The organism is Rhodopseudomonas sp. AAP120 (assembly GCF_001295845.1).
Lineage (GTDB): Bacteria > Pseudomonadota > Alphaproteobacteria > Rhizobiales > Xanthobacteraceae > Rhodopseudomonas.
Genome location: NZ_LJIC01000120.1, coordinates 1 through 26,368 on the forward strand (window position 1 = coordinate 1; position 26,368 = coordinate 26,368).

Consider the following 26,368-nt stretch of genomic DNA (forward strand, 5'->3'; position numbering starts at 1 on the left):
GCCCCGCCATGCCCCCGGGCGGCGGCATGGGCGGCATGGACTTCTAAGCGAAGTCATCGTCGCAAAGACAACGAAGCCCGGGAGCAATCCCGGGCTTTTTTGTTGGGGCTATAATGTTCAAACTATCTTTCGTCATTCCGGGCTCGCGCTTCGCGCGCCCCGGGATGACGGGGAGAGGAATATGCTATAAGCACGGCGTTGAGATTTGCAGGTAAGAATGCCCCGGCTCCGCACTCATCCTGGCGAAATCCTGCGCGAAGAATACTTGGTGCCGCTCGGCCTCTCCGCCCGCGCGCTGGCCAAGGAGCTCGGCGTGCCCGCCAATCGCCTGACCGAGATCATGCGCGGCAGTCGCGATGTCAGCGCCGACACGGGGCTCCGGCTCGGTCGCTACTTCAGCACTGATCCGCGATTCTGGCTCAACTTGCAGGCCGCATACGACCTGTCCAAAGCCGAGCGATCGACTGACTACGCCAGCATCGTGCCGCGCGCGGTGGCGTAGAAAGGGCGTCGTTGATGCTTTCACATCTTCAAGCGCAGCTCACAAACTGCCACTGACGTCACCCTTCCAACCCGGACCACCCCATGCCCGACCTCCCGCCTCACCTCGCCCAGCTCGAAGCGGATTTCACCGCGATCGGGCCCGACGTCATGCAGGTCGAAGAGCTCGACGGATTCATCGCGGCGCTGCTGGTCTGCCCCGAGATGATCAAGCCCGGCGACTGGCTGCCGGCGGTGTGGGGCGGCGACGCAGACGAACCGGCGCCGTTCACCGACCTCGATCACGCCAACGCTATCTTCGGACTGATCATGCAGCACTACAACGAGGTCGCGACGACGCTGGCCGAACACCCGGAGCGCTACCGACCGCTGATGCCCGGGATCGATACCGAGGACGCCGTCTGGGAGCTGTGGATCGACGGCTTCGGAGCTGCCCTGGACATGTGGCCGGAGCATTGGGAGCGACTGCACGATGCCGACGAGGCGACCCGCGCGGCGTTCGACGGCCTGTCGCGATTGGTCGACATCTCCTCGATGATCGTCGACATTTCCGCCGCCGACCGCGAGGTGCTGGCGACAACCGCCGCCAGCAAAGTCACCGGGTGGCTCCTCACCCTGAACACCTGGCGCATCGCCAATGACCCGTCGCCCCGCACCATCGAATGGGGCCCGCCAACGCCCCAGCCGCTGCCGCCCGCTACGAAGCGGACCAAGATCGGCCGCAACGAGCCCTGCCCGTGCGGATCGGGGAAGAAGTACAAGCGGTGTTGCGGGATGGGGTGACTACGTTTCCGGCACTGAGACCTTTGCAAAGTGCGGGCCGCCAACATAGAAACAGCCGCAATATCGGCTCATCAATCAAGGACAGGTCGCAGAATACTCTATTAAGATGCGTGATTGCGACTATTCTTGATAGGGACGCAGGACAGGCTCTTCTTCATGGCATGGGCGAGACCGGAATACTCAAAACGCCGAGTAAACGACGCTGGCGGTCTAATCACTAACTACGCATGGTCGGAGGACTTAGACGAATTGGGGCAATACCTTCAGGCACTCGAAATAGTCAACAACTGGCGCTCCTCGCACAATTTTCCGCTCAACACATTTCACGTTGGACTGAAACGACGAGGAAAATTGATTGACAGTGGAATAATCACTGCTCAACGAATCAAGCGACTCTCATCGATCGAACACAAACTTTCTCGATTTCCGACTATGACTCTCTCGCAGATGCAAGACATTGGCGGATGCAGAGCAATCATGCGCTCGGCAAAAGCGGTCAGGCAACTCTGCAATGCATACGCAACAAGCGATATAAAGCACAGCACGGCAGCGAAAGATGACTACATCGATCAACCAAAGCCTTCAGGCTACCGAGGCGTTCATCTGGTCTACAAGTATTTCTCGGACCGCAAGACTGACTACAATACGCTGAAGATTGAAATCCAGATACGATCCCAATTACAACATGCGTGGGCAACCGCAGTGGAAACTGTGGGCACGCTGCAGCAACAAGCCCTTAAGTCAAGCCAAGGCGAGCGGGACTGGCTACGATTTTTTGCCCTTGCGAGCAGCGCGTTTGCATTCCGAGAAGGAACCTCCCCCGTTCCTGGAACGCCGCAATCCTATCGCGAGCTCGTGTCGGAAATGCGTGACTACGTCCGCAGTTTGGATTTGGCGAAGCGGCTTCAGGCGTACGGCCATGCGATAAGGTTCTTATCGAACCCTCAGCATAACAGAGGCGACAACCACTATTTTCTCCTCGAAATGAATCCTGCTCAGAGATCGATTCAGGTAACAACGTTTAAATTCAGCGAGTCTACGCTTGCAAACCAGAAATATTTGGAGGTCGAGCGAAAACTCAGGAGCATTACCGGGGCGGAAGCAGTGCTCGTATCAGTGGATTCACTAGATGCCGTCCGTAAGGCGTACCCGAACTACTTTCTAGACACTGCAGTGTTTGTTCGACTGATTCATGAGACGACTCGAACATTGTCGCCTCCTCCACGCCCAAAGAGGGCACTCGATACTAGGCAGCTGAACCTCTTCAAATGAGCAAGCGTAGATTCAGCTACGTCACATTGGCACCGCGTGTTGGACGGCTCGGAGACGCCTCAGAGCGATCTCGAAGCGATCGGGCCGCAGGCGTCCGATCAGATCTCCGGCTGAACCCGCACCCTAAACACATGGCGGCTCGCCCACGATCCGCGTCCACGCGACATCGCATGGGACACCCCGCCGGCCCCAGCGACGCGCACCAAGGTCGGCCGAAACGAGCCCTGCCCGTGCGGCTCGGGCAAGAAGTATAAACGCTGCTGCGGATCGAAGCGAAGCGCTGACGCGCAGCGGCCGCCGGATGATGATCGCATCCGAAGGCCGCGTGGTGAGTTCAGAACGTCACGCGCAGATTCGCGCGGACGCCCTGGTCTGAGATGCTGCTGCCGACCTGGCCGGAGTAGTTGACGCTGATCGCAGTGGTCGGCGTCAGCGCGGTGCCGAAGCCGGCTTCGAACACGGCGACATCCTGCGCCAGCGGCACGCCCGACACCGTGAAGGCGCTGCTGCCCGCGAACGCGTTGGTCGCGGTCGGGGTGACGTGGTTCAGCGTGTGGCGCCAGCCCACCATGCCGTTCGCGGTCAGAGCCAACGTGCCGACATCGAACCCACCCTTGGCCCGCAGGCCGAGCGTGGTGAAGGTCGCGTCGGTCGTGTCGCTTGCGCTGGTCAGCGCCGCAGCGCCGCCCTTCTCGGTGACCCCCGACGTGTTGAGGTTCACGTAAGCGAGGCCGGCGAACGGCTGCAGCACGGCGCGACCGAGTTCGATGTTGTAGCCCAGGTCGCCGTACACCTGCGTGGTGCGGGCATTGTAGTCCGCGATCAATCGATCGGCGAAGCCTGACAGCGCGACGTTGCGGCTCGAGGTCAGGTCGTGCCAGGCGTGATTGACGCCGAAGCTGAGCGCGACCGCGTTCCAGTTGCCGCCGCCATAGGCGCCGATGCTGTAGGTGTCGCCCGACACCGAGCCGCGGCCACCGTCCAGGCTGATGCTGGTGTTGCCATAGCCGCCGACCAGGCCGAGACGCAGCGCATTGAAGACTTCGCCGTCGGCGCCGAACAGAATGCCGCCGGTGTTGCGGCGGACGCCGGTCGCATTGCCGTTGCCGTCGCTCTTCGCCCAGGAGCCGTAGCCGCGCGCCCATACCGATGTATCAGGTCCCCGCTGTGCCGACTGCACCTGCTGCGTGGTCGCCTCCCGTACGAAGCGGCTGTCGTCGAGCAGCGCCGTCTTGGCCGACGCATAGGCCTCGCCCGAGACTTGATCGAACGCCGCACGGGCGGCGCCGTCCGTCGACGACATCGCCACCGCAGAGCGCAGTCCGTTGCCGCTCGAAAGACTCTGCAGGCCGCTCGCCGCCGCGCGCTGATTGAGCGTCAGCGCCGCATCGGCAAAGCCGCGGGTCTGAGCCGCGCCGACATAGACGTGGGTCGGATCGTAGCTGGCGACCAGCGTGTAGAAGGTCGAGACGAACGTATCCCCGGTCAATGTGTAACGACCGCTGACGCCGCCGGTTGCGCTCAGCACCGTGTAGTGCGCATCGAGCGCGTACGTGCCGGCGCCGTAGCGCGAGACGTTGAGGATCGCACCATTGTCGATGGACGCGGTGCCGCTCACCGCGACGCGGTCCGACACCGTGCTGCCCGGCACCAATTCGGCATTGTAGGTCGAGCCTGCCGCCTGATGATAATTGCCCGCCACCGTCAGTGTGCCCGGGCTATTGCCGGGCGCGATCGTCGCTCCAGCCAGCGCATCGACTCCGCCGACCGTGCCCGAGCCCGACAGCACCGCCCCGTTTCGCACCGTCATCGTCGCCGCGATCACGCCGGACATCGTTAGGATGCCACCGGAGACGTCGACTGTGCCGGTGAACCCGGACGAGTTGCCGGTCAGCGTCGTGGCGCCGGCGAGCGCCAGGATGGTGCCGCTGCCGACGATATCCGACGCCAGCGTATAGTTCGAGGAGGTGTGATTGAGCACGAGCTGGCCGAGACCATCGCCGAACACGATCCGCGGCGCCGTGACGACGCCGGGTGCCGCCGCGGCCGAGCCGCTCGCCGCACCGATGGCGAGCACGCCCTGCCCCTGCGACGCGTAGCCGATGCGGACCTCATTGTCGGCCCGGATCTCACCGCCGTTCGACACCACCACGGTGCCGCTGCCGTTGTAGCCGACGTAGAAATTCCCCAGGATGCTCTGCGTCGGATTGGCCTTCGCCCACAGCCGCGAGCCGCTGCCGCTGACATTGATCAGGCCCTGCGAATGCGGGTCCATGCCCGCGCCCACGGTGCCGGACGTCGCCACGGCCCCGTCGGTGACGTTCAGGACACCGTTGCCGTTCATCGGGTCCACATCGCGAAAGCCGTTCTGGCCGCCCACATAGATGCGTTGATCGGTCTCGACCACCGTGCCGCGGCCGGTGAAGGTCCCGGTCGTCAGGAGGTCGCCGCCCGGGCCGAGATAGATGCCGCTGGCGTAGAGATAGGCGCCGTTGGAAACGGTGACGTTGCCGCCACCCGGGCTGAGCCATGCGCCCGCATTCCAATCGCTGGGATCGCCGATCTCCACATGCGTGCCGGCGTCCTTGATGACGATGTTCGCGCCCAGGGACGCTGAATAGACGCCGACATTGCGAATATACGCCGCCGCGCCGTTGGAAATGGTGAGGCTGCCGGACGAGCCTTCGGTGCGGGCAATGTCGACACCGCCGGTGCTGGTCCACACCGCTCCCGGCCCGCTCACCTCGAGAGAGCCCTGACCGCCGCTGCCTGACTGCCAGCTCGCGGTCGACAGACCGAGCCGCCGGGTGGTGAGCGACGCGCCGTTCGACACGCTGATGCTGCCGACGCCGCCGTCACGGCCGACGCTGACCTCGCCAGTGTCGGTCCAGCTCGGACCCGCGCCGCTGAGGCTCACGCTGCCGCTGTTGCCGGCGCCTTCACCGAGCGATGCATTGCCGCTCGAGATGCTGCCTCCGACGCAGGAGATGCCAGACGTCGTGCCGGTGATTGCGCAGCTGGCGCCAGCGGGCGAAGCGCCGATAACGCCGATCGCCAGCAGCGGCACGAGCGACGTCGTGAGCAGGAGATGTCTCTTCATGACATGCCTTTGGAATTTGCAGTTGGGGCCTGAGACGCGCGGCTGCCGGCCGCCTGGTCAGGCTGCCGGGGGCGACGCGACGGTTGGAAGGACGAAGCGGAAGGCCCGGCCGGATGCGAGCTCCGGCCGGCGGGCTGCGCTCAGAACGTCATGCGCAGATTGGCGCGGACGCCCTGGTCGGAAATGCCGGTGCCGACCTGGCCGGAGTAATTGACGCTGATGGCGGTGGTCGGCGTCAGCGCGGTGCCGAGCCCGGCTTCGAACACGGCGACGTCCTGCGCCAGCGGCACGCCCGACACCGTGAAGGCGCCACCGCCTGCGAAGGCGTTGGTAGCCGTCGGAGTGACGTGGTTCAGCGTGTGACGCCAGCCGACCATGCCGTTCGCGGTCAGTACCGTCGTGCCGACATCGAACGCGCCCTTGGCGCGCAGACCGAGCGTCGTGAACGCCGCGTCGATCGTGTCGCTCGCGCTGGTCAAAGCCGCAGCGCCGCCCTTTTCGGTGAAGCCCGAGGTGGCGAGGTTCACATACGCGAAGCCGGCGAACGGCTGCAGCGCGGCCCGGCCGAGTTCGACGTCGTAGCCGATATCGCCATAGACTTGGGTGGTGCGGGCGTTGTAGTCCGCCATCAGGCGGTCGGCGAAACCTGACAGCGCGACGTTGCGGCTCGAGGTCAGGTCGTGCCAGGCGTGGTTGACGCCGAGGCTCAGCGCGAACGCGTTCAAGTTGCCGCCGCCATAGGCGCCGATGCTGTAGGTGTCACCCGACACCGAGCCGCGGCCGCCGTCGAGACTGATGCTGGTGTGGCCGTAGCCGCCGACCAGACCGAGCCGCACCCCGTCGAGCACGTCGCCGTCGGCGCCGAACAGCACGCCACCGGTGCTGCGGCGGATGCCGGCCGCATTGCCGTTGCCGTCGGTCGTCGCCCAGGAGCCATAGCCGCGCGTCCACACCGAGGTGTCAGGACCGCGCCGCGCCGACTGCACCTGCTGCGTGGTCGCCTCGCGCACGAAGCGGCTATCGTCAAGCAACGCGGTCTTGGCCGACGCATAGGCCTCACCCGACACCTGATCGAACGCCGTGCGCGCCGCACTGTCGCTGGTCAACGACGACACCGCGGTGCGCAGGCCGTTGCCGACCGGCACGCTCTGCAGACCGTTCGCGGCGGCTCGCTGATTGGTGGTCGCGGCCGCGTCGGCGAAGGCGCGAATCTGCACCGCGTCGACATAGACATGGGTCGGATCGTACGTGGCCATCAGCGCATAGAACGCCGACACATAGGTATCGCCGGTCAGCGTATAGGTGCCGCTGACACCGCCGTTGGCGCTCAGCACGGTGTAGCGCGCGTCCGGCACGTAGGACCCGGCGCCGTAGCGCGTCACGTTGAGGATGGCGCCGTTGTCGATCGTCGCTTTGCCGCTGACCGCGATTTTGTCCGACACTGTGCTGCCGGGCACCAGTTCGGCCTGATACGTCGCTCCCGACGCCTGATGATAATTGCCCGCGACCGTGAGCGTGCCCGGGCTGTTGCCCGGCGAAATCGTCGAGCCCGACTGCATGTCGGTGGTGCCCACCGTTCCCGAACCCGACAGCGACGCGCCGCTATACACCGTCACCGCGGACGTGCCGCTATCGCTGTTGACCACCAGCTTGCCGTCTTTCACCAGCATCGTGCCGGTGAAGCCGCTGCCATTGCCGGACAGGGTCAGCGCGCCGGTGCCGGTCTTCTCGATGAAATCGAAATCGCGGAATTGACCGGTCGGGCCGAACGACAGCATGGCCAGCGACGCCGCGGTGGCGCTGTCGAGAACCAGGGTGTTGTCACCCGTTCCTGCCTGCACCACGCCCTGGATGTTCGGATTGATGGCATCGACGACAAGCCGGTTGGTGCCGTTGCCGAACAGGATCGCCGCGCCGCCGCCGGTGTTGGCGATGACGCCGCTATTGACGATGGTGGAGTTGCCATTGCCGGTGACGATCGCCGCATCGGTCGCCGAGTTGGTCGTGATCGTGCCCGAGTTCACCAGCGAATTGGTGGTGCCGTCGAGGCTGACGCCGATGCCGGTCGCGGTGACGGTGCCGCTATTCGTCACGTTGATGGCGCCGTTCGCCGTAGAGGCGACGATGCCCTGCGCCGCCGTGACCGACCCCGCCTGGGTGATGTTGATCGCCCCGGACGCCGAAGTGGCTAGAATGCCGATCTGATCGGCCTGCACGACACCCCCGACTTGGTTCTCGATGGTCGTCACGCCGGAGGTCCCGACGTTGGTGTAAAGGCCGTGATGGCCGGTGCCGAGATCGGCGTGTCTGCGGTTGTCGAGTGAGATCGCTGTGCCGCTGTTGACGATCGTGACATCGCCGGTTTCGGTCCAGGCCACGATGGCGGAATCGTCCTTCGCGGTCACTGTTCCCGAATTCGTGATCGTCGTCGGACCGTTTGCCGACCATGCCACAAGGGCCTGACGATACTTGCTCTCGACCGTGCCGGAATTGTCGATGGATGCGAGACCATTGTAGTTGATGGCACGGGCGCCGGCGAGCGACGAGACGACCTCTCCGGAGTTGACGATGCTCACGGTCACCGGATCGGTGCCGGCGTAGTTGCCGTCGGCGTAAAGGCCGCGACCGCGAGTTGCCGTCACCTTGCCGGAGTTGATCAGGCTGACATTGCCGATATGGGTCGTCAGCGAGATTCCATCCTGCTCCACACCCTTGGCAATGACGGTGCCGGCATTATTCACCGAGAGGTTGCCGGAGACTTCGTTGCGCAGCCAGACCGCAGCGAACAGCTGATCCGATCGCAGCGTCACATCCGGACCGATGACCACCGACAGATCGGCGTTTGCCCGCGCCGTCGCCCACGCAAAGGCGGGATAATTGGCCCGATAGACGTCGGTCGTGCCGACGATGTTCACGGTCACATCCAACGGCGCACGGGAAAAGATCGTCGGATAAACGTCGATGCCGCGGGACGTCACCGAGTCGATGGTGATGGACGACGTGCCCTTCACCGGGACCGCCGAAACCAGCAATCTGTTGCACGAGACCATCAAGACGTCGCCGGACGAGGTGCAACCGGCTTGTGCCGTGGTGCCGCCGGAAACCACCCCGAGCAGCAGCGGACTGAGAGCAGTGGTCATCAGAAGTCGTCGGGCCGACGCGCGAAGAGAGGGGGTAAAGGGAATATTTTCACGCACCGACATATTAAACCTCATTTACTGACGCAACTCGATTTAAAATCGTTTAATTGCATGGAACCGGCGAGGCAACCGGCTTATTAATTTTTATGACCGTCGGGCGAATAAATTGCGGTTTAATTTTGGGGATTTTGGTGCCGAGCGGGTTGTTATGCCGGCCGGCGGAACAAGCGACGCGGCAAGCAGTCTGCCGAGACCCGAATCGCGCCTCGCATCGCCGTGGCGCTGACGCGCGCGGCGTCGTGGAAAGCCCGGACAGGCGATATTTTGAGATCGTGCGGCGAGTCGGCCGACTTGCTGCCGGCGCGGATGCGCGCTTGAGCTGCGCCCTGCTACGTCCCGTAGGCCGCCAACGAACGCCGTCGTATATTCAGGAGAGCGGCAAGCTCGAATATGGGCTGCGATTTATTTACGTGATCGACTTTTAAATGCGACGAGAATCAAGCGAGATTTATTCAGCGGCGTGCTTCAAAATCGCCTTCAGCAGCCCGGGAAAACGCAAGTTGATGTCGGACTCGCGCACGACGTTGCGATTCTCGACGCCCTTCTTGGTGGTCTGGATCAGACCGGCCTCGCGCAGAATGCGGAAGTGATTGGACAGCGTCGATTTCGGGATCTCGGGACACGGCGCAGCGGCCGTGCACGACATGCATTCGCCTTCCTGCAGCAGCGCCTTGACGATCCGCAGCCGCATCGGATCGCTCAGCGCGGCAAGCACCCCGGTGAGGGTGATATCGTCGCGAGCGGGATGAACGAACTGAACCATGACAAAAATATAGGCGGCCCCTTGACCTCGTTCAATAGTCCCATATTTCCGAACTACTGAAATATGGAACTCCGAACAAGGAAACGATATTCATGACCGGGACTCTGCAGGGTAAGGTGGCGCTGGTGACGGGCGCATCGAAGGGCATCGGCGCCGAGATCGCGCTGAAACTGGCGGCCGAAGGAACCGCCGTCGCCGTCAATTACGCGTCGAGCAAAGCCGGAGCCGACGCTGTGGTGGCGAAGATCCAGGCTGCCGGCGGCAAGGCCGTCGCGGTTCACGGCGATGTCTCCCATCCGGGCGATGCCACGAAACTGGTGGCCGACACCGTGCAGGCGCTGGGGCCGATCGACGTGCTGGTGAACAACGCCGGCGTCTACGAGTTCGGCGCGCTCGACGTCATCACGCCGGAGCATTTCCACCGCCAGTTCAACATCAACGTACTGGGGCTGCTGTTGGTGACACAGGAGGCGGCGCGCCATTTCAACGATGGCGGCAGCATCGTCAACATCTCGTCCGGAGCCTCGACGCTGGCGATGCCGGGCACCGCGGTGTACGGCGCCACCAAAGCGTCGGTCGACCTGATCACCGGCGTGCTGGCCAAGGAGCTGGCGCCGCGCAGGATCCGCGTCAACGCCGTCAACCCCGGCATGGTCGTCACCGAAGGCGTCAAGACCGCCGGCTTCCACGAAGGCGAGATGCGCAAGCAGATCGAAGCCATCACCCCGCTCAGCCGAGTCGGCGAGGCCGACGAGATCGCCGCCGTCGTGGCGTTCCTCGCCAGTGACGGCGCCTCCTACGTCACCGGCGAAACGCTGCACGTCACCGGTGGATTGAAGTGACCGCGCTCCAAAACCGGCTCGGGGTGACGGCATCGGCCTCTCCTCGGCCTGTCGCGAGCTGATCGTCGCGTCCCGTGGGCGATCGCCGACCGCGGTCTGCGCTGCACGCGCAGACCGCGCCTCCCTTCCTTCCCTTGTCATCTCGTGGGATGCAGCACGGCCCTCGCTGGCGGCTCTGCGAGTTCAAGGCACGCTGATGCACGGCGCGGCGGGCCGATCCGACGCGGGGCGCAGGGTGCGGCCTCTGCGGTTCCCCGCGCGAGCGTCCATCTGCGTACACACTAAATCAATACGCGAAGTCATTGCCGCCTTCCCGCCATGGTTCCTTCACCGGCAATTCATTCCTGGCCGACCAAGGTCGAGCAGGTCGTTCGACCTGGATCAGCATCAGTTTGGAGAACGCTTATGAAGAAAATTGCTTTGGGAGTGGCCGCCGCCCTCGCGCTCGGTTTCACCGCCTTCGCGGGGCCCGCCTCTGCAGCGCCCGCCGCGCCGGCGAACAGCAGCATCGTCAAGCCGATGACCGACGTCTCCGCGCAGCGCTATGTCGAACGACGCCGCGTAATCCGTCGTGGCCCGCACTGCACCGTGCGAAAGGTCGTCACGCGTGGTCCGCACGGTCACCGCGTGGTCCGCACGTCGCGCGTCTGCCGCTAACCTAGCGGCGCGATCCGAAAAAATTCGGAGCGGATCCGAAAGGGTCCGCTCCGGCTTTCATCGGGCGCCAGACTACCAGCGCTCGAAGCTGCGGCGATCCCAGCCGTCGTCGTCACCGGAACGGTCCGCCGGCTGCTGTTGCGGCGCCTGGCGCCGCACGGTGCGCATCGACGACCGTTCCCGATCCTGGGGTGGATTGAACACGACGTAGCAGGCCGGGCTCAGACGCGGCCCCGCCTCGCGCAGGCAACTCTCGATCCGGGACGCATCGGGAATGAACTGGCCACACAGCCGGAATGCGTCCGGCGTGCAGGCCTCGCGTTGTGCCTCGGTGCCGCGCTGCTGGGCGAGCGCCCCGCCGCCGCCGAGCAACGTCGCCAACGCCAGGACGCCAGAGAAAGTTCGTGAGCGCATCGTCGATCCTCCGATAAGACCGACCAATCGTTCGAGGCCGAAAATGGTTCCGGCATCGAGTGCTCACATTGTGAAAAGCTGGTGTGCACTTATCGTGGAGAGATCAGTGCGCGGCAGAGCTTGGCGCAGCCTGCGCCACGAGGCGGCTGCAACCGCCCTCGCCTCACGTCATGCTGGCGACGACGACGAGACGCTTGACCTCGCCCCGCTTGAACGCCTGCAGGAAGGCGTTGTAGTCCCGGAACGAGACGCAGCCGTTGGAGTCGCCGCGCGGGCCGAGCATGAAGCTGTGCGCGAGCAGTCCGGTGCGGCCGTGGATCATGTCCTCGCCGCCGACCGGGGTGAGGCGGATCGCGGCGACACCGTGGAACAGCGCTTCTCGCATTTTGAGGTCGTAGATGTGCGGCGGCGTCGCGCCCTGCATCTTGACGTGGACATTGCGCGGATCGTCCATCCGCGCCCCAAGTCCCGAATGCGCCTCAAGCTTAGTCCCGTCCGGCATGTACACGGTCTTGGCGGTGATGTCGTAGACTGCGGTGTAGCGGTCATCATCGGACGGGGTGAAGGCAGGATCGCGCGGTTCGCCCGTCGAGGTTACGCCGGCATCGGCTGACGCATAGGCGAGCGCGGGAGCATCGGGCTTGCCGAACAGCTTCTCGAAGAAGCTCGACTTGCTTTCCGACTTCTGCGCCATCAGCACGGCCTTGGCGCGGGCCACCAGGGCTTCCTGGCTGAACGGATTGCGGGTGGGTCCGGGCGCCACGCGGGCGGTGGCTTTGCGCTCCGGCGGCATCGGCACCGCCATCGCCAGTTTGACCGGTTGCGGCGGCGGAGCGACGGCCACGGCTGCCTTGCCGGCTTCCGGCTTTACGCCCTCGGGGTCGGCTGCCTCGGCCGGATTATTTTGCACCGGCTTGAACCTGTCGGGCTCGAACCCGAACGAATAATTGGCATCGAGCAGCGCGTAATAGCGGTGGCCGGATTTGGTCTGCGGCGGCGCGGCGTTCGCGGCCTGCACGCTGGAGGTGACCGGGACGTCGCCGGCATCGGCGGAAGCGACCTGGACGACTCCCTGTTTGGCCATCGCGGCTTTGAGGGCCAGATGGGACATCAGGCTCGGCGCAGCGGAGGCTGCGGCAGCGAGCGGCTCGAAGCGCGCGGCGAAATCCGATTGCGCGACACGGGTGGCCGTCTCATCGCCCCATGTGCCAACGGCGGGGTAGATGCTCGCGCCGACCGTATTGGCATAAACGGTCCAGACGCAGCCGATCACCGGCAGCGCGACGGCGATCGCGCCGAGCGATTTACGAAAACCCATAGAGCGGGCCCCACGATGGTTGGGCAGATTACGCGCCCTCGAACCGACAGTCATACGCCAAGCACCCAGATATCCCCACTGGCTCTGCGGTGCTTCGGAACGATCTTACCGCACGCAGATGTGGCAGAACAGAGGAGCGCGATTAAGGCGTGTTTTAGTTAAATGCCGCTTAAGCGCTGAACGATTGGACCATGCGCCCGCATAGTTAACAGACTGCAAACGCCACACCAAAAGTCATTCTTCTTGTCCTTTCAGTCACTTAAGCGATCATCCGACTATTGCGGACACGGCTCGTCGGCGCCTGAACACCGGCCTGCAGCTGCGTGAACCGGCCGGACAGCCCGCCGGGCTGCCTCCCCAATGATGAAAAAATTTTCAGCTTGGCCGCCACGGCGCCGACCTAGCCGTATCCCAGCTTCGGATACCAGTCGGTGCCGCGGCCCTCGGGCGTACAGTCGAGAATCGTCCACAGCGGCATCAGGTCCGGCGCACCGCGCGAGTCCTGACCGGGATCGGCCGTCGCCGCGAACATCTCGCCGGCCCAGAAATGCCGGATCTTCCCGTCACGGCGACTGAACACGTTGAACGCCGCATCGTCGCCGCCGTCCGGCAAGACGCCGCCGTAGTCGCGGCTATAGGCGCCGTCGAGGTCGCTGAACAGCGGCAGATGCTGCCAGCCGCGCTGCCGCTTGAACGCGGTCAGCCGCCGCAATGGCGACCGGGCCACGACCGCCAGCGCGACCCGCTGGGTGATGTCCGGCACCTCGCCGTCCCAGGCGCTCAGCAGCGAGGTACACATCGGGCAAGGCTCCGCGCGTTGCGGACCGAACATGTAGCTGTAGATGACCAATGTCGGCTTGTCGCCAAACAGCCCGGCGAAATCGGTCTGCCCACCCTCGCCCTCGAACGCATAGGCGCCCGTGACCTCGCCGCCCGGCGGCAACTGCCGGCGCAGCACGGCGACCCGTTCGATGTGGCGGCGCAGCTCGATTTCCTCGGCGAGCAGCTCGGTGCGGGCGCGGCGATAATCCACGCTCTCGTTGGGAAAGCGGGCCTGGGCGAGGCGCGCGAGTTCGGCGGCGGGCTTCAGGGTCACGGCATCCTCCGGCGTGGACTGAGCATCTTCACCAGGACGATCCACGCTGGACAGATCCGACACCGCCGCCAGAAAGAATGCCGATGCATCGCGATGGCATGTCGCTTGCTTCGAGGGCCGGCTATCGACTTTTGGAGTTTGGAATGTCGGATTCGTTCGATCGCTACGTCAGCTTCAAGAATTGCAATTGGGAGGTTCGATCAGAACGCGTGATGGCGCGATTGCAGACGCATATCGACGCCGCGGACAATCCCTTCTGGGCCTACTTTGCGCAGAAGCGCACCGAGCTGCGCGACAAGCAGGGACTCGACGATCTGCGCGTGCTGCACAACTATCTGCCGACGCTGCGCGAGCTGCTCGAAGACAACGGCGATCTCGAAACGCTGGCGATGCTGGAAGAGCTGGAAATGCACCTGATGTAGCTGGCTCGTTCAGAGCTCGCTGCGACCCGCCGCGGTGAGAAAATCGAAATCGCAGCCTTCATCCGCCTGCAGGATCGTGTCGTGGAACAGCTGCGCGTAGCCGCGCGCTGGCCGCACCACGGCGGACGACGGCAACGCCGCACGGCGCCGCGTCAGTTCGGCGTCGTCGACGAGCAGATCAATGCGCCGCGCAGCAACGTCCAGGGTGATGCGGTCTCCGTTTTCAATCAACGCCAGCGGCCCGCCGTCGGCGCTCTCCGGGGTGATGTGCAGCACGATGGTCCCGAACGCCGTGCCGCTCATCCGCGCATCCGATATGCGCACCATGTCCTTGACCCCTGCCCGCGCCAGCTTCAGCGGGATCGGCAGATAGCCGGCTTCCGGCATCCCGGGCGCGCCCTTTGGCCCGGCATTGCGCAGTACCAGCACGTCGTCGGCACTGACGTCGAGATCGGGATGGTCGATGCGCAGCGTCATGTCCTCGACCGAGTCGAACACCACCGCGCGGCCGGTGTGCTGCATCAGCTGCGGCGACGCCGCGGCATGTTTGATCACCGCCCCCCGCGGCGCGAGATTGCCGGTGAGGAAGGCGATGCCACCTTCGCGACGGATCGGATTGTCGCGGGAGCGGATCACATCCTGCCCCGGCACGTGCTCGGCCTTCGCCACGACTTCGCGCAGTGTCGCGCCGGTGACGGTCGTCGCATCGAGGTCGATCAGTTCTCCAAGCTGCGCCATCAGCTTTGGTACGCCGCCGGCGTGGTGGAAATGCTCCATGTAGTGCGCGCCGGACGGCTTCAGATCGACCAGTACCGGCACCTCTCGGCCGATGCTGTCGAACACATCAAGATCAATTCGGTGCGGCACGCGACCGGCGATCGCGGTGAGATGGATCAGGCCGTTGGTCGAGCCGCCGATTGCTTGCAGCACCACCTGTGCATTGCGGAACGCGGCGGGCGTCAGCAGGTCGCTCGGCTTCGGCCCTTTCGCCTTGGCCATCGCGGCGGCGACGCGGCCGCTCTCCTCGGCGGAGCGAAACCGTTCGGCATGCGGCGCCGGGATCGTCGCGCTCATCGGCAGTGACAGCCCCATCGCCTCGGTGATGCACGCCATCGTCGAAGCGGTGCCCATCACCATGCAGGTGCCGACCGACGGCGCCAGCCGGCCGTTGACGGCTTCGATTTCCACCTCGTCCATCTCGCCGGCGCGGTGCTTTGCCCACAGCCGCCGGCAGTCGGTGCAGGCGCCGAGCACTTCGCCCTTGTGATGGCCGACGACCATCGGCCCGACCGGGATCACTACCGTGGGCAGATCCGCCGACACCGCCGCCATGATCTGCGCCGGCAGCGTCTTGTCGCAGCCGCCGATCACCACCACCGCGTCCATCGGCTGGGCGCGGATCATCTCCTCGGTGTCCATCGCCATCAGATTGCGCAGATACATCGAGGTCGGATGCGCGAAGCTCTCGGCGATCGAGATGGTCGGAAACACCATCGGCATCGCGCCGGCCAGCATCACGCCGCGCTTCACCGCCTCGATGATCTGCGGAACGTTGCCGTGGCAGGGATTGTAGTCGCTATGGGTGTTAGTGATGCCGACGATCGGACGATTCAGCGCGTCGTCCGAATAGCCCATCGCCTTGATGAAGGCTTTGCGCAGGAACAGCGAGAAGCCCGCGTCGCCGTACGAAGTCAGCCCCTTGCGCAGTCCGTCCGCCATGTCCCATCCCGCTGCCGTTTCGCGGCAATTGAGGGGTGGCGGAAGCCGATGTCAATCTTGGGGGGGGGCGGTCAAGTGATGATCTTGGCAACCAGCAGAGCGACGAGAATCGCGAGGCCGCTGAGGCCGATGGTGAGGAACTGTCGGCGATGCGCGTCAGGAATCAGTGTGTTCATGGCGTCCTTCGCTGTCGGTCGACGACTCAATCGTCACCAGCCGCGGCAGTAAATGCAGCTTTAACGACGACGTGATGACCCAGCTACTCGGACCATTACCGGAATCGGGAACGGTCCCCGGACAAGCAAACGCCGGGACGGCGGAACCGTCCCGGCGCGATCGATGTCGTGGAATTGAGAGCGCAATCAGGCGGCGTTGAAGCCGGCGATCGCCTTGACCTCGAGATATTCTTCGAGGCCGAACTTGCCCCATTCGCGGCCGTTGCCGGACTGCTTGTAGCCGCCGAACGGCGCAGTGCGTTCGTTCGGCACGCCCTGCAGGTTGACGTTGCCGGCGCGGATCTGGCGGCCAACCTTGCGAGCGCGCTCGACCGAGCCGGCCGAGACGTAACCGGCGAGACCATAGGGCGTGTCGTTGGCGAGCCTCACCGCCTCGTTTTCGTCCTTGGCGCCCATGATCACCAGCACCGGCCCGAAGATCTCTTCGCGCGCGATGGTCATGTTCTCGGTGACGTCGGCGAACACGGTCGGGCGGACATAGAAGCCCTTGTTGACGCCCTCCGGCAGGCCGGGGCCGCCGGCGACCAGCGTCGCGCCTTCCTCGATGCCCTTGTTGATCAGCGCTTGGATCTTGTCCCACTGGCCGCGATTGACCACCGGTCCGATCGTGGTGCCCTCGGCACGCGGATCGCCGGCCTTCGTCTTCTCGGCGACGCCCTTAGCGATGGCGGCGACCTCGGCCATCTTCGACAGCGGCACGATCATTCGGCTCGGCGCGTTGCACGACTGGCCGGAGTTGTTGAACATGTGCATCACGCCGCCGGTCACCGCCTTGGTGAGGTCGGCGTCTTCGAGGATGACGTTCGGCGACTTGCCACCGAGTTCCTGGCTGACGCGCTTCACCGTCGGCGCCGCGCGCTTGGCGACATCGATGCCGGCGCGGGTCGAGCCGGTGAACGAGATCATGTCGATATCGGGGTGCTCGCTCATCGCCGCGCCGACCTCCGGGCCGAGGCCGTTGACGAGGTTGAACACGCCCTTCGGCACACCCGCCTCGTGCAGGATCTCGGCGAAGATCAGCGCCGACGTCGGCGTGAACTCGCTCGGCTTCAGGATCATCGTGCAACCGGCCGCGAGCGCCGGCGCGACCTTGCAGGCGATCTGATTGAGCGGCCAATTCCACGGCGTGATCATGCCGACGACGCCGATCGGCTCGCGCACGATCACCGCCGAGCCCATCGGCTCTTCGAAGTGATAGTTCTTCAGCACGTCGAGCGTCGACATGATGTGGCCGAGGCCGGCGCCGGCCTGCATCTTTTCGGCCATCGGCAGCGGCGCGCCCATTTCGTCGGAGACGGCGGCGCCGATCTCCTTCATGCGTCCCTTGTAAATCGAGACGATCTTCTCGAGCAGCGCGATACGCTCTTCGCGGCTGGTCTGCGAGAAGGTTTCGAACGCACGCTTTGCCGCAGCGACGGCCTTGTCGACGTCCGCCTTCGAGCCGAGGGCAACCTCATACATCGGCTCCTCGGTGGCGGGGTTGACCACCGGCGTCGACTTCGGAGCGACCGGATCGACCCAAGCGCCGTCGATGTAGAATTGCATGCGATTGACCATCTAAACCTCTTCTTCTGATTTTGATTGCGGTGGTGGCAGGTGTCGGTGCGGACGGCGGCGCCTCTGGCGAGCACCCTCGCCGGGGCAACGCGGAAGAGTTCGGAGCCCGCCATGTGCGGGGACGGCATATAAAAACACTGCCGCCGGAGGAGCAAGACCGGACAGCACAATTGGACGTGTGCGATCTCGGCGGCGCGGAGCCTCAAAAGGCACAACGTTGCAGCGCAGCAAAAAGTCAGCCGGCCTGGGCGACTGGCTGAGCGGGGGCCGCGACGCCGGTGACATGACGATATTGCTCGATCGGATGCGGCCTGCCGATCAGATAGCCCTGTACTTCCTGACACCCCGCCCCGGCGAGAAACGCCAGCTGACTTTCCGTCTCGACGCCCTCGGCGATTACGGGCAGCTTCAGCCGACGCGCGAGATCAAGGATCGCCTCGACGATCGCGGCGGAATCCGGATTGATTTCGAGCTTGCGGGTGAACACCTGGTCGATCTTGATTTTGTCGAATGAGAACGACTGCAGATAGGACAGCGACGAATAGCCGGCGCCGAAATCATCCATCGCGACGCGGACGCCGAGATTTTTAATCCGCCGCAGGATCGCGATGGCGCCGGCGAAATCGTCGATCAGGACCCCCTCGGTGATCTCGACCTCCAGCCGTTTCGGGTCCAGCCCGGTCTCCACCAGCACCTGCAGGATCAAGGCCGGCACGTCCAGCCGGCGGAAATCCAGCGGCGACAGATTGACGGCGATCGCCAGCGGCTTCGGCCACGAAGCGGCCTCCAGACAGGCGGTGCGCAGCACCCACTCGTCGATCGCTCCGATCAGTCCGGTTTCCTCCGCCAGCGGAATGAACACGGCCGGCGACACCATGCCGCGGATCGGATGCCGCCAGCGCAGCAAAGCCTCGAAACCGACGATCTCGCCCTCCGTGGTCGCCTGGGGCTGATAATGCAGCTCGAACTCGCCGTTCTCCAGAGCCACCGCCAATTCGCGTTGAACCGCCCGCTTCTCCCGGATCTGCAGGTCCATCGCCGGTTCGAACAGGCAGACGGTGCCGCGCCGCTCGGTCTTGGCGCGATACAGCGCGACGTCCGCATGCGCGATCAGCGCATCGGCGTTGTCGCCGTCACGCGGATAGATGCTGACACCGGCCGTCGAGCCGACCCGAATCGTGTGTCCTTCGATCTCGAATTCGATGTCGCACAGCTCGGCGACCTGCGCGCAGATTTCCTGGACCGCGCCCTCCGCCTGATCCGGCGGCGTGACGATCGAGAACTCGTCACCGCCCGGCCGGGCCAGAAAGCCCCAATGGCATGTCTCGGTAAGCCGAGCCGCCATGCGGGCGAGCACCGCATCCCCGACGGACTGGCCGAATACGTCGTTGATCTCTTTGAACCGGTCGATCCCGAGCCGGATCACCGCGAAGCTGGCATGCCGTTCGCGAGCCACCGCGAGGCTCTGGACGATCCGCTGATTGAAGGCAGCACGGTTCGGCAGGCCGGTGGCGAGATCATGCAGCGTGACATAGGCGAAGCGCTGCTCGGCCATCTTGTAGTCGGTGACGTCGGAGTGCTTGGCGATCCAGCCGCCGTTCGGCAACGGTCGGAATTCGATCTTGATATGTCGGCCGTCGCGCAGCGCGGCGATTGTTTCCGAAGGTTCGCCGCTGGTGCTGGCCGCCTTGATCTCGGCGAGTTGTTCGAGATCGACGAGATGATTGCCGCTGACGCGAAGGATCTCGATCAGTTCTCTCAACCGGCTGCCGGCCAGCGGCTGACCGGGAGGAATGGCATAGATTTCGAGAAAGGCTTCGTTCCACGATTCCAGCCGACCGTCGGGGCTGAACAGACAAAAACCCAACGTGTCTTCGCGAACCACGGCATCGAGCACCATCACGCGCTCGGCCAAAGCGCTGCGGACGTTGTTCGTTCCCTGAGCGCCCGACCACACTGCCATCGCAACCGTCACCGTCATGCCGAGGATCGTCAAGGTAACGATCGCCAAGGCAATGTTGCGAACGACAACTTCGTCAGGAAGCGCCAGCAGCAGCGCGACCGTCAGCGCGCTGACGACGGCGCAGACCGCGGCGACGCAGCCCGCGACGACCCAACCTCGCCGAACCCGACCGGAACTGATGTAGGTGAACCGCAAAGCACCGGCCGCAGCCATGCCGCCGAGCAGACACAGCGCCAGCCCAAGAGCGACCAGCCCAACGTGCTGCTGATCCCATGCGGGAAAGAATCGAAACATATCTGGTCCAGATCAGCGAAAACGCTGCACTATCCCATCGTAGTTTTTCCTAATGCTTAAAGTTCAAATCGAAAGACGAGCCGGGACAACCAATACTGCTCCCGATCTGGCTTTCTGGGTCGCTTATCGTGCAATCAACTAACGATTCACCATAGGCGGCCGCCGAAAACTACACCGCCATCTTCCGATGCAGCACCGGCGCGCCGCCGGTCAGACTCTCGGCCGCATCGATAATTGCATTCGCATCGATGCCATAGTGCCGGTACAGGTCCGGAATACTGCCGGTCTGGCCAAAATGCTCGACGCCGAGCGCCTCCATGCGATGGCCGCAAACCGCGCCGATCCAGCCGAGCGTCGCCGGATGACCGTCGAGCACGGTGACGATGCCGCAGCTTCGCGGCAGCGGTGCGAGCAGATTCTCGATATGACTGGCACGACGCGAAACGCGATGCGCGCGGCGCAATCGCCGAGCCGCGGTCCAGCCGGCATGCAGGCGGTCAGCGGAGGTGATCGCCAGGAGGCCAATGTCGCGGCGACTGTCGCCGAGGAGTCCGACGGCCTCGATCGCCTCAGGCGCGACGGCACCGCTGTAGGCGATGACCAGATCACAATTCGGGCCCGGCTCGCGCAACCAATAGGCGCCGTCGATAATCGCCTTCTGCAAATCCGGCGTCATTATGCGTTGCGGCTGCTCGACCGTGCGTGTCGACAGCCGCAAGTACACCGAACCGCCGGACCGCATGCCATCCGCGGCGCCGCCCTCCGCATCGTCTCGCTGCATATGATCGAAGCCCCAGCGCATCATCACTGCGAGTTCGTCGACGAAGGCGGGCTCGAACGACGCCAGCCCGTCCTGCGCCATCCCGATCAGCGGCGTCGCGATCGACTGATGCGCGCCGCCTTCCGGCGCCAGCGTGATACCGGACGGCGTCGCCGCCACCATGAAGCGCGCGTCCTGGTAGCAGGCATAGTTCAGCGCATCGAGGCCGCGCTGAATGAAGGGGTCATACAGCGTCGCGATCGGCAGCAGCCGCTCGCCATTGATGCTGTGCGACAGCCCGAGCGCCGACATCAGGATGAACAGGTTCATCTCGGCGATGCCGAGTTCGATATGCTGGCCCTTCGGCGAGAAGTCCCAGTTGAACGTCGTCGGAATTTTCTCGCTGCGGAACAAATCGGCTTTCTCAGCACGCGCAAACAGGCCGCGGCGATTGACCCAGGCGCCGAGATTGGTCGAGACGGTGACGTCCGGTGATGCGGTGACGATCCGCGACGCCAGCGCGCTGTCGCCGCGCGCCAACTCGTTCAGGATCAGGCCAAAGCCTTGCTGCGTCGACATCTCCGCCGCCGGCTTGAACGCCAACTGCTGTGGCACCTCGACCACCGGCGCGCTCAGCCGGCGCTCGCCGCCGGCATTGATCGGCGCGGCATTCAGCACCGCGTCGAGCGCAGCGACGTCCTGCGTCAGCCCCTCGAAGCGGTCCCATTCGTGGCCCGGACGGATGTTCTGCGACTTGCGATAGGTCTCGATCTGCGCCGGCGTCATCAACCCAGCGTGATTATCCTTGTGACCTTGGAATGGCAGCCCGACGCCCTTGATGGTGTAGGCGATGAAGCAGACCGGCCGATCGTGATCGATGGACTCGAACGCGTCGAGCAGGCTCGCCATATCGTGGCCGCCGAGATTGGACATCAGCGCCAGCAGCTCGTCGTCGCTGCGCGCATCGATCAAGCGCGACACCTCGCCCTGGTCGCCGATCTCGTCCTCGAGCCGCTTGCGGAATGCAGCGCCGCCCTGGAAGCACAATGCCGCGTACATCTGGTTCGGACAATTGTCGATCCAGCGCCGCAGCGCCTCGCCGCCCGGCTCGGCGAACGCCTGCTGCATCAGCCGGCCGTATTTGACGATGACGACGTCCCAGCCGAAATTGCGGAACATCGTCTCGAACTTCTCCCACAGCCCTTCGCGAACCACTGCGTCGAGACTCTGGCGGTTGTAGTCGACCACCCACCAGGTGTTGCGCAGGCCGTGCTTCCAGCCTTCGAGCAGTGCCTCGAAGATGTTGCCCTCGTCCATCTCGGCGTCGCCGACCAGCGCGATCATCCGGCCCTCGGGCCGCTGCTTCATCCAACCATGCGCGGTGACGTAGTCCTGGACCAACGACGAGAACAGCGTCTGAGCCACGCCGAGCCCGACCGAGCCGGTCGAGAAATCGACGTCGTCGGCGTCCTTGGTGCGCGACGGATAGGACTGCGCGCCCTTGAAGCCGCGGAAATTCTCGAGCCGTTCTCGGCTCTGCCGGCCGAACAGATACTGGATGGCGTGGAAGATCGGACTGGCATGCGGCTTGACCGCAACGCGGTCTTCGGGCCGCAGCACGGAGAAGTACAGCGCCGACATGATCGTCGCCAGCGATGCCGACGAAGCTTGATGGCCACCGACCTTCAGTCCATCCGCGTTTGGGCGGACATGGTTGGCGTGGTGAATCATCCAGGTCGACAGCCAAAGTGCCTTACGCGTCAGCGCGTTCAACAGATCGAGACGGTCCGGGGTCTGCGGCATGGCGGTCACCTACGTTGCAATCGCCGAAGTCTACAATGGACAGCAACCGCGAAATTCTCATTTTCCGGCAGCGCTGCGCCACGCATTGGGATAAAGTCGTTGTCTGAACAGATTTCGGGGCGATTTATCCCAATGTCCGACCTCGACGCAATCGACCGCAAGATTCTCGCCGCGCTGCAGGCCGACGGCCGCATCACCATGCAGGAGCTCGCCGATCAAGTCGGATTGTCGGTGTCGCCCTGCCATCGCCGGGTCAAGCTGCTGGAGAAAAGCGGCGTTATCAGCCGCTACACCGCCCAGGTCAATCAGAAGGCGCTCGGCCTGCACGTCAGCGTCTTCATTTCGATCAAGCTGACGCGACAAAAGGAAGAAGATCTCGCCCGCTTCGCCAAGGCAATCTCGAAATGGGACGAAGTGCTGGAATGCTATCTGATGACCGGCAATCGCGACTATCTGTTGCGCGTCGTCGCGGCCGATCTCGCCGCCTACGAGACGTTTCTCAAGACCAAGCTCACCCGGCTCGACGGCATCGCCTCGATCGAGTCGAGCTTCGCGCTGAGCCAGGTGAAATACTCGATCGCGCTGCCGGTGTCGTAGCTTCGACCTCCGTGTCCCGCACAAGGTGCAGCGCGCAGCGGTGCACTGCAGATGCGGGACCCCGGTTCGTTCGGCGGCGGGATCAACCGGGGCCCCGGATCTGCGCAGCGGCGTTTCACGCCGCAGCGCGTCCGGGGCACGAACGCTACGGGCTCGGATACGGCTCTGCTGCCACCGGCTGCTTGCGGCGGAGGCGTTCGCGGTGGGCGGTGTAGAGGCCGCTGGCGATGATCACGGCGGCGCCGACGAAGGTCCAGACATCCGGGACTTCGCCGAAAAGGCCGAAGCCGAGGAGCGTCACCCAGACCAGCTGGCTGTAGGTGAACGGCGCCAGCACCGAAGCGTCGGCGTAGCGATAGGCCAGCACCACGATCCACTGCCCCATCGTCGAGGCGAGACCGACCAGAACGCCGACCAACACCCCGTGCCAGCTCGGCGTCACCCACACGAACGGAACGATGACGCTCAGCGCGACAAAGCCGACCAGCGCTGAGAACGTCATGGTGACGGCGGCGCGATCGGCGCCACTGATCATCCGGGTCAGCGTCAGCGTCACCGCCCAGGTTAGCGCCGACAGAATCGGAAAGATCACCGCCGGGTTGAATGCTGCCGAGCCCGGGCGGATCACGATCAGCACGCCGATAAGCCCGACCACGCTGGCGGCCCAGCGGCGGATGCCGATGTGCTCGCCGAGCATCACGATCGACAGCGCAGTGACGAACAGCGGCGCGACGAACGAGGTTGCCGACGCTTCCGCGATCGGCAGGAACTGCAGGCCGCTGATGAACAAGGTCGACGAGGCCACCAGCGCCAGTCCGCGCAGCACCTGCAGCTTCGGCCGCGCCGACCGCAACGACGACGCCGAGGACGTCAGCGCCACCGGCGTCATGATCAGCACGAACACCAAAAACCGAATCCAGCCGATCTCGATCGGCGGGACGGTGCGGCCGAGATACTTCGCCAGCGTATCCGAACACGCCAGGAACACGGTCGACAAGACGATCAGCGCGATGCCGCGCAGCGGCTGATCGGCATGGCGATGGGTCAGGCGGCGGCCCGTATCGGGCGCGTTGGGCGAGGTGGTGGTCACGTATCCGGCAATGCAATGAAACGAGATGGGAACGGGCGAGCCGCAGGCGGCGCCTCTTCAACTCACGCGCCGACAAAACGATGTTCGCGGCCGTGGCACAAGTCCGGAAAGCGGGATTGGCCTATGCACGCCTTCTGCCGGCCGGATACGTCGCTACAGCATCGGCAGGCTGGCAGGCTCCGATCCTCGTGGAAACGCCTGGTCGATCGCCGCGAGGTCGTCATCGGACAGACGCAGCGCTCCGGCGGCCGCGTTATCCGCGGCATGAGCCGGATCGGCCGCCTTGGGGATTGCGAACACCGACGGCCGGCGGATCAGAAACGCCAGTGCGATCTGGCGCGACGTCGCGCCATGACGGTCGGCGATGGTTTGCAGCACCTGCCCCTGCGCACTCCGCAGCGCGGGAAATTCGTCGTGCCCGAATGGCGAATAGGCCGTCACCGCGACGCCGTTCGCTTCACACCAGGGGATCACCGAATGCTCGATCGCCCGTTCGCGAAGATGATACAGTACCTGATTGCAGGCGATCTTGCCCGGACCGGCGACCTTGAGCAGTTCCTGCAGATCCCCGGCATCGAAGTTGCTGACGCCCCAGGAGCGGATCTTGCCGGCGGCCACAAGCTGTTCGAACGCCGCAACCGTATCGGCCAGGCGATACTGCCCGCGCCAGTGCAGCAGATAGCAATCCAGCCGGTCCGTCTTCAGCCGCTGCAGCGAGCGGTCGCACGCGGCGATCGTGCCGCTTTTCGACGCGTTGCTCGGCAGCACCTTGGAGACCAGGAACACCTCGTCGCGCCGGCCGGCGATCGCCTCCGCAACCAGCGGCTCAGCGTCGCCGTACATCTCGGCCGTGTCGATATGGGTCATGCCGAGGTCGAGCCCGCGGCGCAACGCAGCGATCGTCGATGCGCGATCGCCGCGATCGATGTACCAGGTGCCTTGGCCGATCGGCGTCAGTTGCGCGCCGGTGGTCCCGAATGGGCGCATATGTCCGTGCACGCTGAACTCCGTCGTTACTCCGCCGCCGCCATCATCGGCCGCGGCGCGGCGCCCCTCCCCGGCTTCAACCGGAACTCGTATGTCATCAGATGCCACGGACCCGGCGCCTCACGGCCGTCCGGCATCACCGCATCGTTGCGCAGCTCGATGCTGGAGATCAGATCGTCCTTGACGCCGAACACGACGTCGCTCTCCAGATATTTGTCGCCCTCGATGAACACATGGGTGATCAACGGCTCATAGCCCGGAGCGTTCACTAGAAAATGCACGTGCGCAGGCCGCATCGGATGCCGCTGCGCCGCCAGGATCAATTCGCCGACCGGACCGTCGATCGGAATCGGGTAGCTGCACGGCAGGATGGTGCGAAATGCGAAGTGGCCGTCCGCATCGGTGACGAATTGCGCGCGCAAGGACGGGCCGGCTTCGGCATAAGACGGCTTCTGCGAGTCGTAGAAGCCGTCATCATCGGCGTGCCACACATCGACCGGCACACCGGCGAGCGGCTGGCCGCCGAGATCGACCACCCGGCACTGCACATACATCCGCTCGCCCTCGACGCCCTCGGAGATGTCCGCACCGTTCGGCATCGGCCTGTGCTCGCCGACATAGAACGGCCCGAGCACCGTCGTCTGAGTCGCTCCGTCGCGCTCGCGATGGTTAACTGCATCGACCAGCATCGAGACGCCGAGCACGTCGGACAGCAGGATGAACTCCTGCCGGCTCGGCGTGCATTTCTGGCCCGTCCTGGTGAGGAAATCGATCGCCTTCTGCCATTCCTCGAAGGTCAGCCCGGTGCGCCGGACGTAATCGTGGAGCGAGCGGACCAATTCGCGCATCAGATGCTTCAATCGCGGATCATTCGTTTCGTCGAAGCTTGCGACGACCGCCTCGGTCAGCTCGGTCTCGTCGAATTGGGGCATCTTCCATTCCCGGTTGGCAACGGCCGGACGCTACACCAAGCGTTCCAGTGTGATAAGCGCGT

At 64.5% G+C, this 26,368-nt stretch carries 21 protein-coding genes; 8 read left to right on the forward strand and 13 right to left on the reverse strand.

Annotated elements, in window-relative coordinates:
- The first annotated feature begins 217 nt into the window (after positions 1 to 217).
- From IP86_RS18470 to IP86_RS28220, 4 genes are all read left to right on the forward strand, one after another.
- The gene (locus tag IP86_RS18470; protein WP_054163896.1) at positions 218 to 502 is read left to right on the forward strand and encodes a HigA family addiction module antitoxin; all 285 of its coding nucleotides are present in this window, start codon (positions 218 to 220) and stop codon (positions 500 to 502) included.
- An 83-nt stretch (positions 503 to 585) separates the two neighbouring features.
- Positions 586 to 1,284: a UPF0149 family protein gene (locus IP86_RS18475; protein WP_054163897.1), complete on the forward strand. Its 699-nt coding sequence runs from the start codon at positions 586 to 588 to the stop codon at positions 1,282 to 1,284.
- 156 nt (positions 1,285 to 1,440) lie between these two features.
- On the forward strand, positions 1,441 to 2,556 hold the full coding sequence (locus IP86_RS28215) for a RelA/SpoT domain-containing protein (RefSeq protein ID WP_156332548.1): 1,116 nt from the start codon (positions 1,441 to 1,443) through the stop codon (positions 2,554 to 2,556).
- Between the two features lie 165 nt (positions 2,557 to 2,721).
- Positions 2,722 to 2,964, forward strand: a complete 243-nt coding sequence (locus IP86_RS28220) for an SEC-C metal-binding domain-containing protein (protein WP_082364086.1) — start codon at positions 2,722 to 2,724, stop codon at positions 2,962 to 2,964.
- Here the strand turns inward: IP86_RS28220 and IP86_RS18480 are convergent.
- The 3 genes from IP86_RS18480 to IP86_RS18490 all read right to left on the reverse strand — a co-directional run bounded on the left by IP86_RS18480 (position 2,891) and on the right by IP86_RS18490 (position 9,619).
- Positions 2,891 to 5,656 (reverse strand): autotransporter outer membrane beta-barrel domain-containing protein, encoded by a 2,766-nt coding sequence (locus IP86_RS18480; protein WP_054163898.1) that lies wholly within the window; start codon positions 5,654 to 5,656, stop codon positions 2,891 to 2,893. The genes IP86_RS28220 and IP86_RS18480 overlap by 74 nt on opposite strands.
- A 140-nt stretch (positions 5,657 to 5,796) precedes the next feature.
- Complete coding sequence (locus IP86_RS18485) at positions 5,797 to 8,796, reverse strand: autotransporter outer membrane beta-barrel domain-containing protein (RefSeq protein ID WP_054163899.1); 3,000 nt, start codon at positions 8,794 to 8,796, stop codon at positions 5,797 to 5,799.
- A 508-nt stretch (positions 8,797 to 9,304) separates the two neighbouring features.
- Positions 9,305 to 9,619: an ArsR/SmtB family transcription factor gene (locus IP86_RS18490; RefSeq protein WP_054163900.1), complete on the reverse strand. Its 315-nt coding sequence runs from the start codon at positions 9,617 to 9,619 to the stop codon at positions 9,305 to 9,307.
- Positions 9,620 to 9,711: 92 nt separating this feature from the next.
- On the opposite strand from IP86_RS18490, the gene IP86_RS18495 reads away from it, so the two are divergent.
- Both IP86_RS18495 and IP86_RS18500 read left to right on the forward strand, forming a co-directional pair.
- Positions 9,712 to 10,461 (forward strand): SDR family NAD(P)-dependent oxidoreductase, encoded by a 750-nt coding sequence (locus IP86_RS18495; protein WP_054163901.1) that lies wholly within the window; start codon positions 9,712 to 9,714, stop codon positions 10,459 to 10,461.
- Positions 10,462 to 10,866: 405 nt separating this feature from the next.
- A complete protein-coding gene (locus IP86_RS18500; RefSeq protein ID WP_054163902.1) occupies positions 10,867 to 11,118 on the forward strand; it encodes a hypothetical protein in 252 nt (83 codons plus the stop codon).
- 72 nt (positions 11,119 to 11,190) lie between these two features.
- Here IP86_RS18500 and IP86_RS18505 read toward each other — a convergent pair whose 3' ends face one another.
- From IP86_RS18505 to IP86_RS18515, 3 genes are all read right to left on the reverse strand, one after another.
- Entirely contained in the window at positions 11,191 to 11,532 is a 342-nt protein-coding gene (locus tag IP86_RS18505; protein ID WP_054163903.1) for a hypothetical protein, read from the reverse strand.
- Between the two features lie 163 nt (positions 11,533 to 11,695).
- A complete protein-coding gene (locus IP86_RS18510; RefSeq protein ID WP_054163904.1) occupies positions 11,696 to 12,904 on the reverse strand; it encodes a DUF2778 domain-containing protein in 1,209 nt (402 codons plus the stop codon).
- A 346-nt stretch (positions 12,905 to 13,250) separates the two neighbouring features.
- Positions 13,251 to 13,946: a DUF899 family protein gene (locus IP86_RS18515; RefSeq protein ID WP_054163923.1), complete on the reverse strand. Its 696-nt coding sequence runs from the start codon at positions 13,944 to 13,946 to the stop codon at positions 13,251 to 13,253.
- A 143-nt stretch (positions 13,947 to 14,089) separates the two neighbouring features.
- Here IP86_RS18515 and cowN point away from each other — a divergent pair, with 143 nt between their 5' ends.
- Positions 14,090 to 14,368 carry a N(2)-fixation sustaining protein CowN gene (gene cowN, locus IP86_RS18520; RefSeq protein WP_054163905.1) on the forward strand — a complete coding sequence of 93 codons (279 nt, stop codon included), beginning with the start codon at positions 14,090 to 14,092 and terminating at the stop codon, positions 14,366 to 14,368.
- Between the two features lie 9 nt (positions 14,369 to 14,377).
- On the opposite strand, the gene IP86_RS18525 is transcribed toward cowN, so the two are convergent.
- From IP86_RS18525 to IP86_RS18540, 4 genes are all read right to left on the reverse strand, one after another.
- Positions 14,378 to 16,087 carry an IlvD/Edd family dehydratase gene (locus tag IP86_RS18525; RefSeq protein WP_054163906.1) on the reverse strand — a complete coding sequence of 570 codons (1,710 nt, stop codon included), beginning with the start codon at positions 16,085 to 16,087 and terminating at the stop codon, positions 14,378 to 14,380.
- A gap of 362 nt (positions 16,088 to 16,449) precedes the next feature.
- Positions 16,450 to 17,880, reverse strand: coding sequence for an aldehyde dehydrogenase family protein (locus tag IP86_RS18530; protein WP_054163907.1), 1,431 nt, complete (start codon positions 17,878 to 17,880; stop codon positions 16,450 to 16,452).
- A gap of 235 nt (positions 17,881 to 18,115) precedes the next feature.
- The gene (locus IP86_RS18535; protein WP_054163908.1) at positions 18,116 to 20,137 is read right to left on the reverse strand and encodes a putative bifunctional diguanylate cyclase/phosphodiesterase; all 2,022 of its coding nucleotides are present in this window, start codon (positions 20,135 to 20,137) and stop codon (positions 18,116 to 18,118) included.
- Between the two features lie 169 nt (positions 20,138 to 20,306).
- On the reverse strand, positions 20,307 to 22,700 hold the full coding sequence (locus IP86_RS18540) for a thiamine pyrophosphate-binding protein (protein ID WP_054163909.1): 2,394 nt from the start codon (positions 22,698 to 22,700) through the stop codon (positions 20,307 to 20,309).
- Positions 22,701 to 22,832: 132 nt separating this feature from the next.
- Here IP86_RS18540 and IP86_RS18545 point away from each other — a divergent pair, with 132 nt between their 5' ends.
- Positions 22,833 to 23,297, forward strand: coding sequence for an Lrp/AsnC family transcriptional regulator (locus IP86_RS18545; protein WP_054163910.1), 465 nt, complete (start codon positions 22,833 to 22,835; stop codon positions 23,295 to 23,297).
- 145 nt (positions 23,298 to 23,442) lie between these two features.
- Here IP86_RS18545 and IP86_RS18550 read toward each other — a convergent pair whose 3' ends face one another.
- The 3 genes from IP86_RS18550 to IP86_RS18560 all read right to left on the reverse strand — a co-directional run bounded on the left by IP86_RS18550 (position 23,443) and on the right by IP86_RS18560 (position 26,306).
- Positions 23,443 to 24,387 (reverse strand): DMT family transporter, encoded by a 945-nt coding sequence (locus IP86_RS18550; RefSeq protein ID WP_054163911.1) that lies wholly within the window; start codon positions 24,385 to 24,387, stop codon positions 23,443 to 23,445.
- Positions 24,388 to 24,540: 153 nt separating this feature from the next.
- Positions 24,541 to 25,374, reverse strand: coding sequence for an aldo/keto reductase (locus IP86_RS18555; RefSeq protein ID WP_156332549.1), 834 nt, complete (start codon positions 25,372 to 25,374; stop codon positions 24,541 to 24,543).
- Positions 25,375 to 25,400: 26 nt separating this feature from the next.
- Positions 25,401 to 26,306, reverse strand: a complete 906-nt coding sequence (locus tag IP86_RS18560) for an intradiol ring-cleavage dioxygenase (RefSeq protein WP_054163913.1) — start codon at positions 26,304 to 26,306, stop codon at positions 25,401 to 25,403.
- Positions 26,307 to 26,368: the final 62 nt, after the last annotated feature.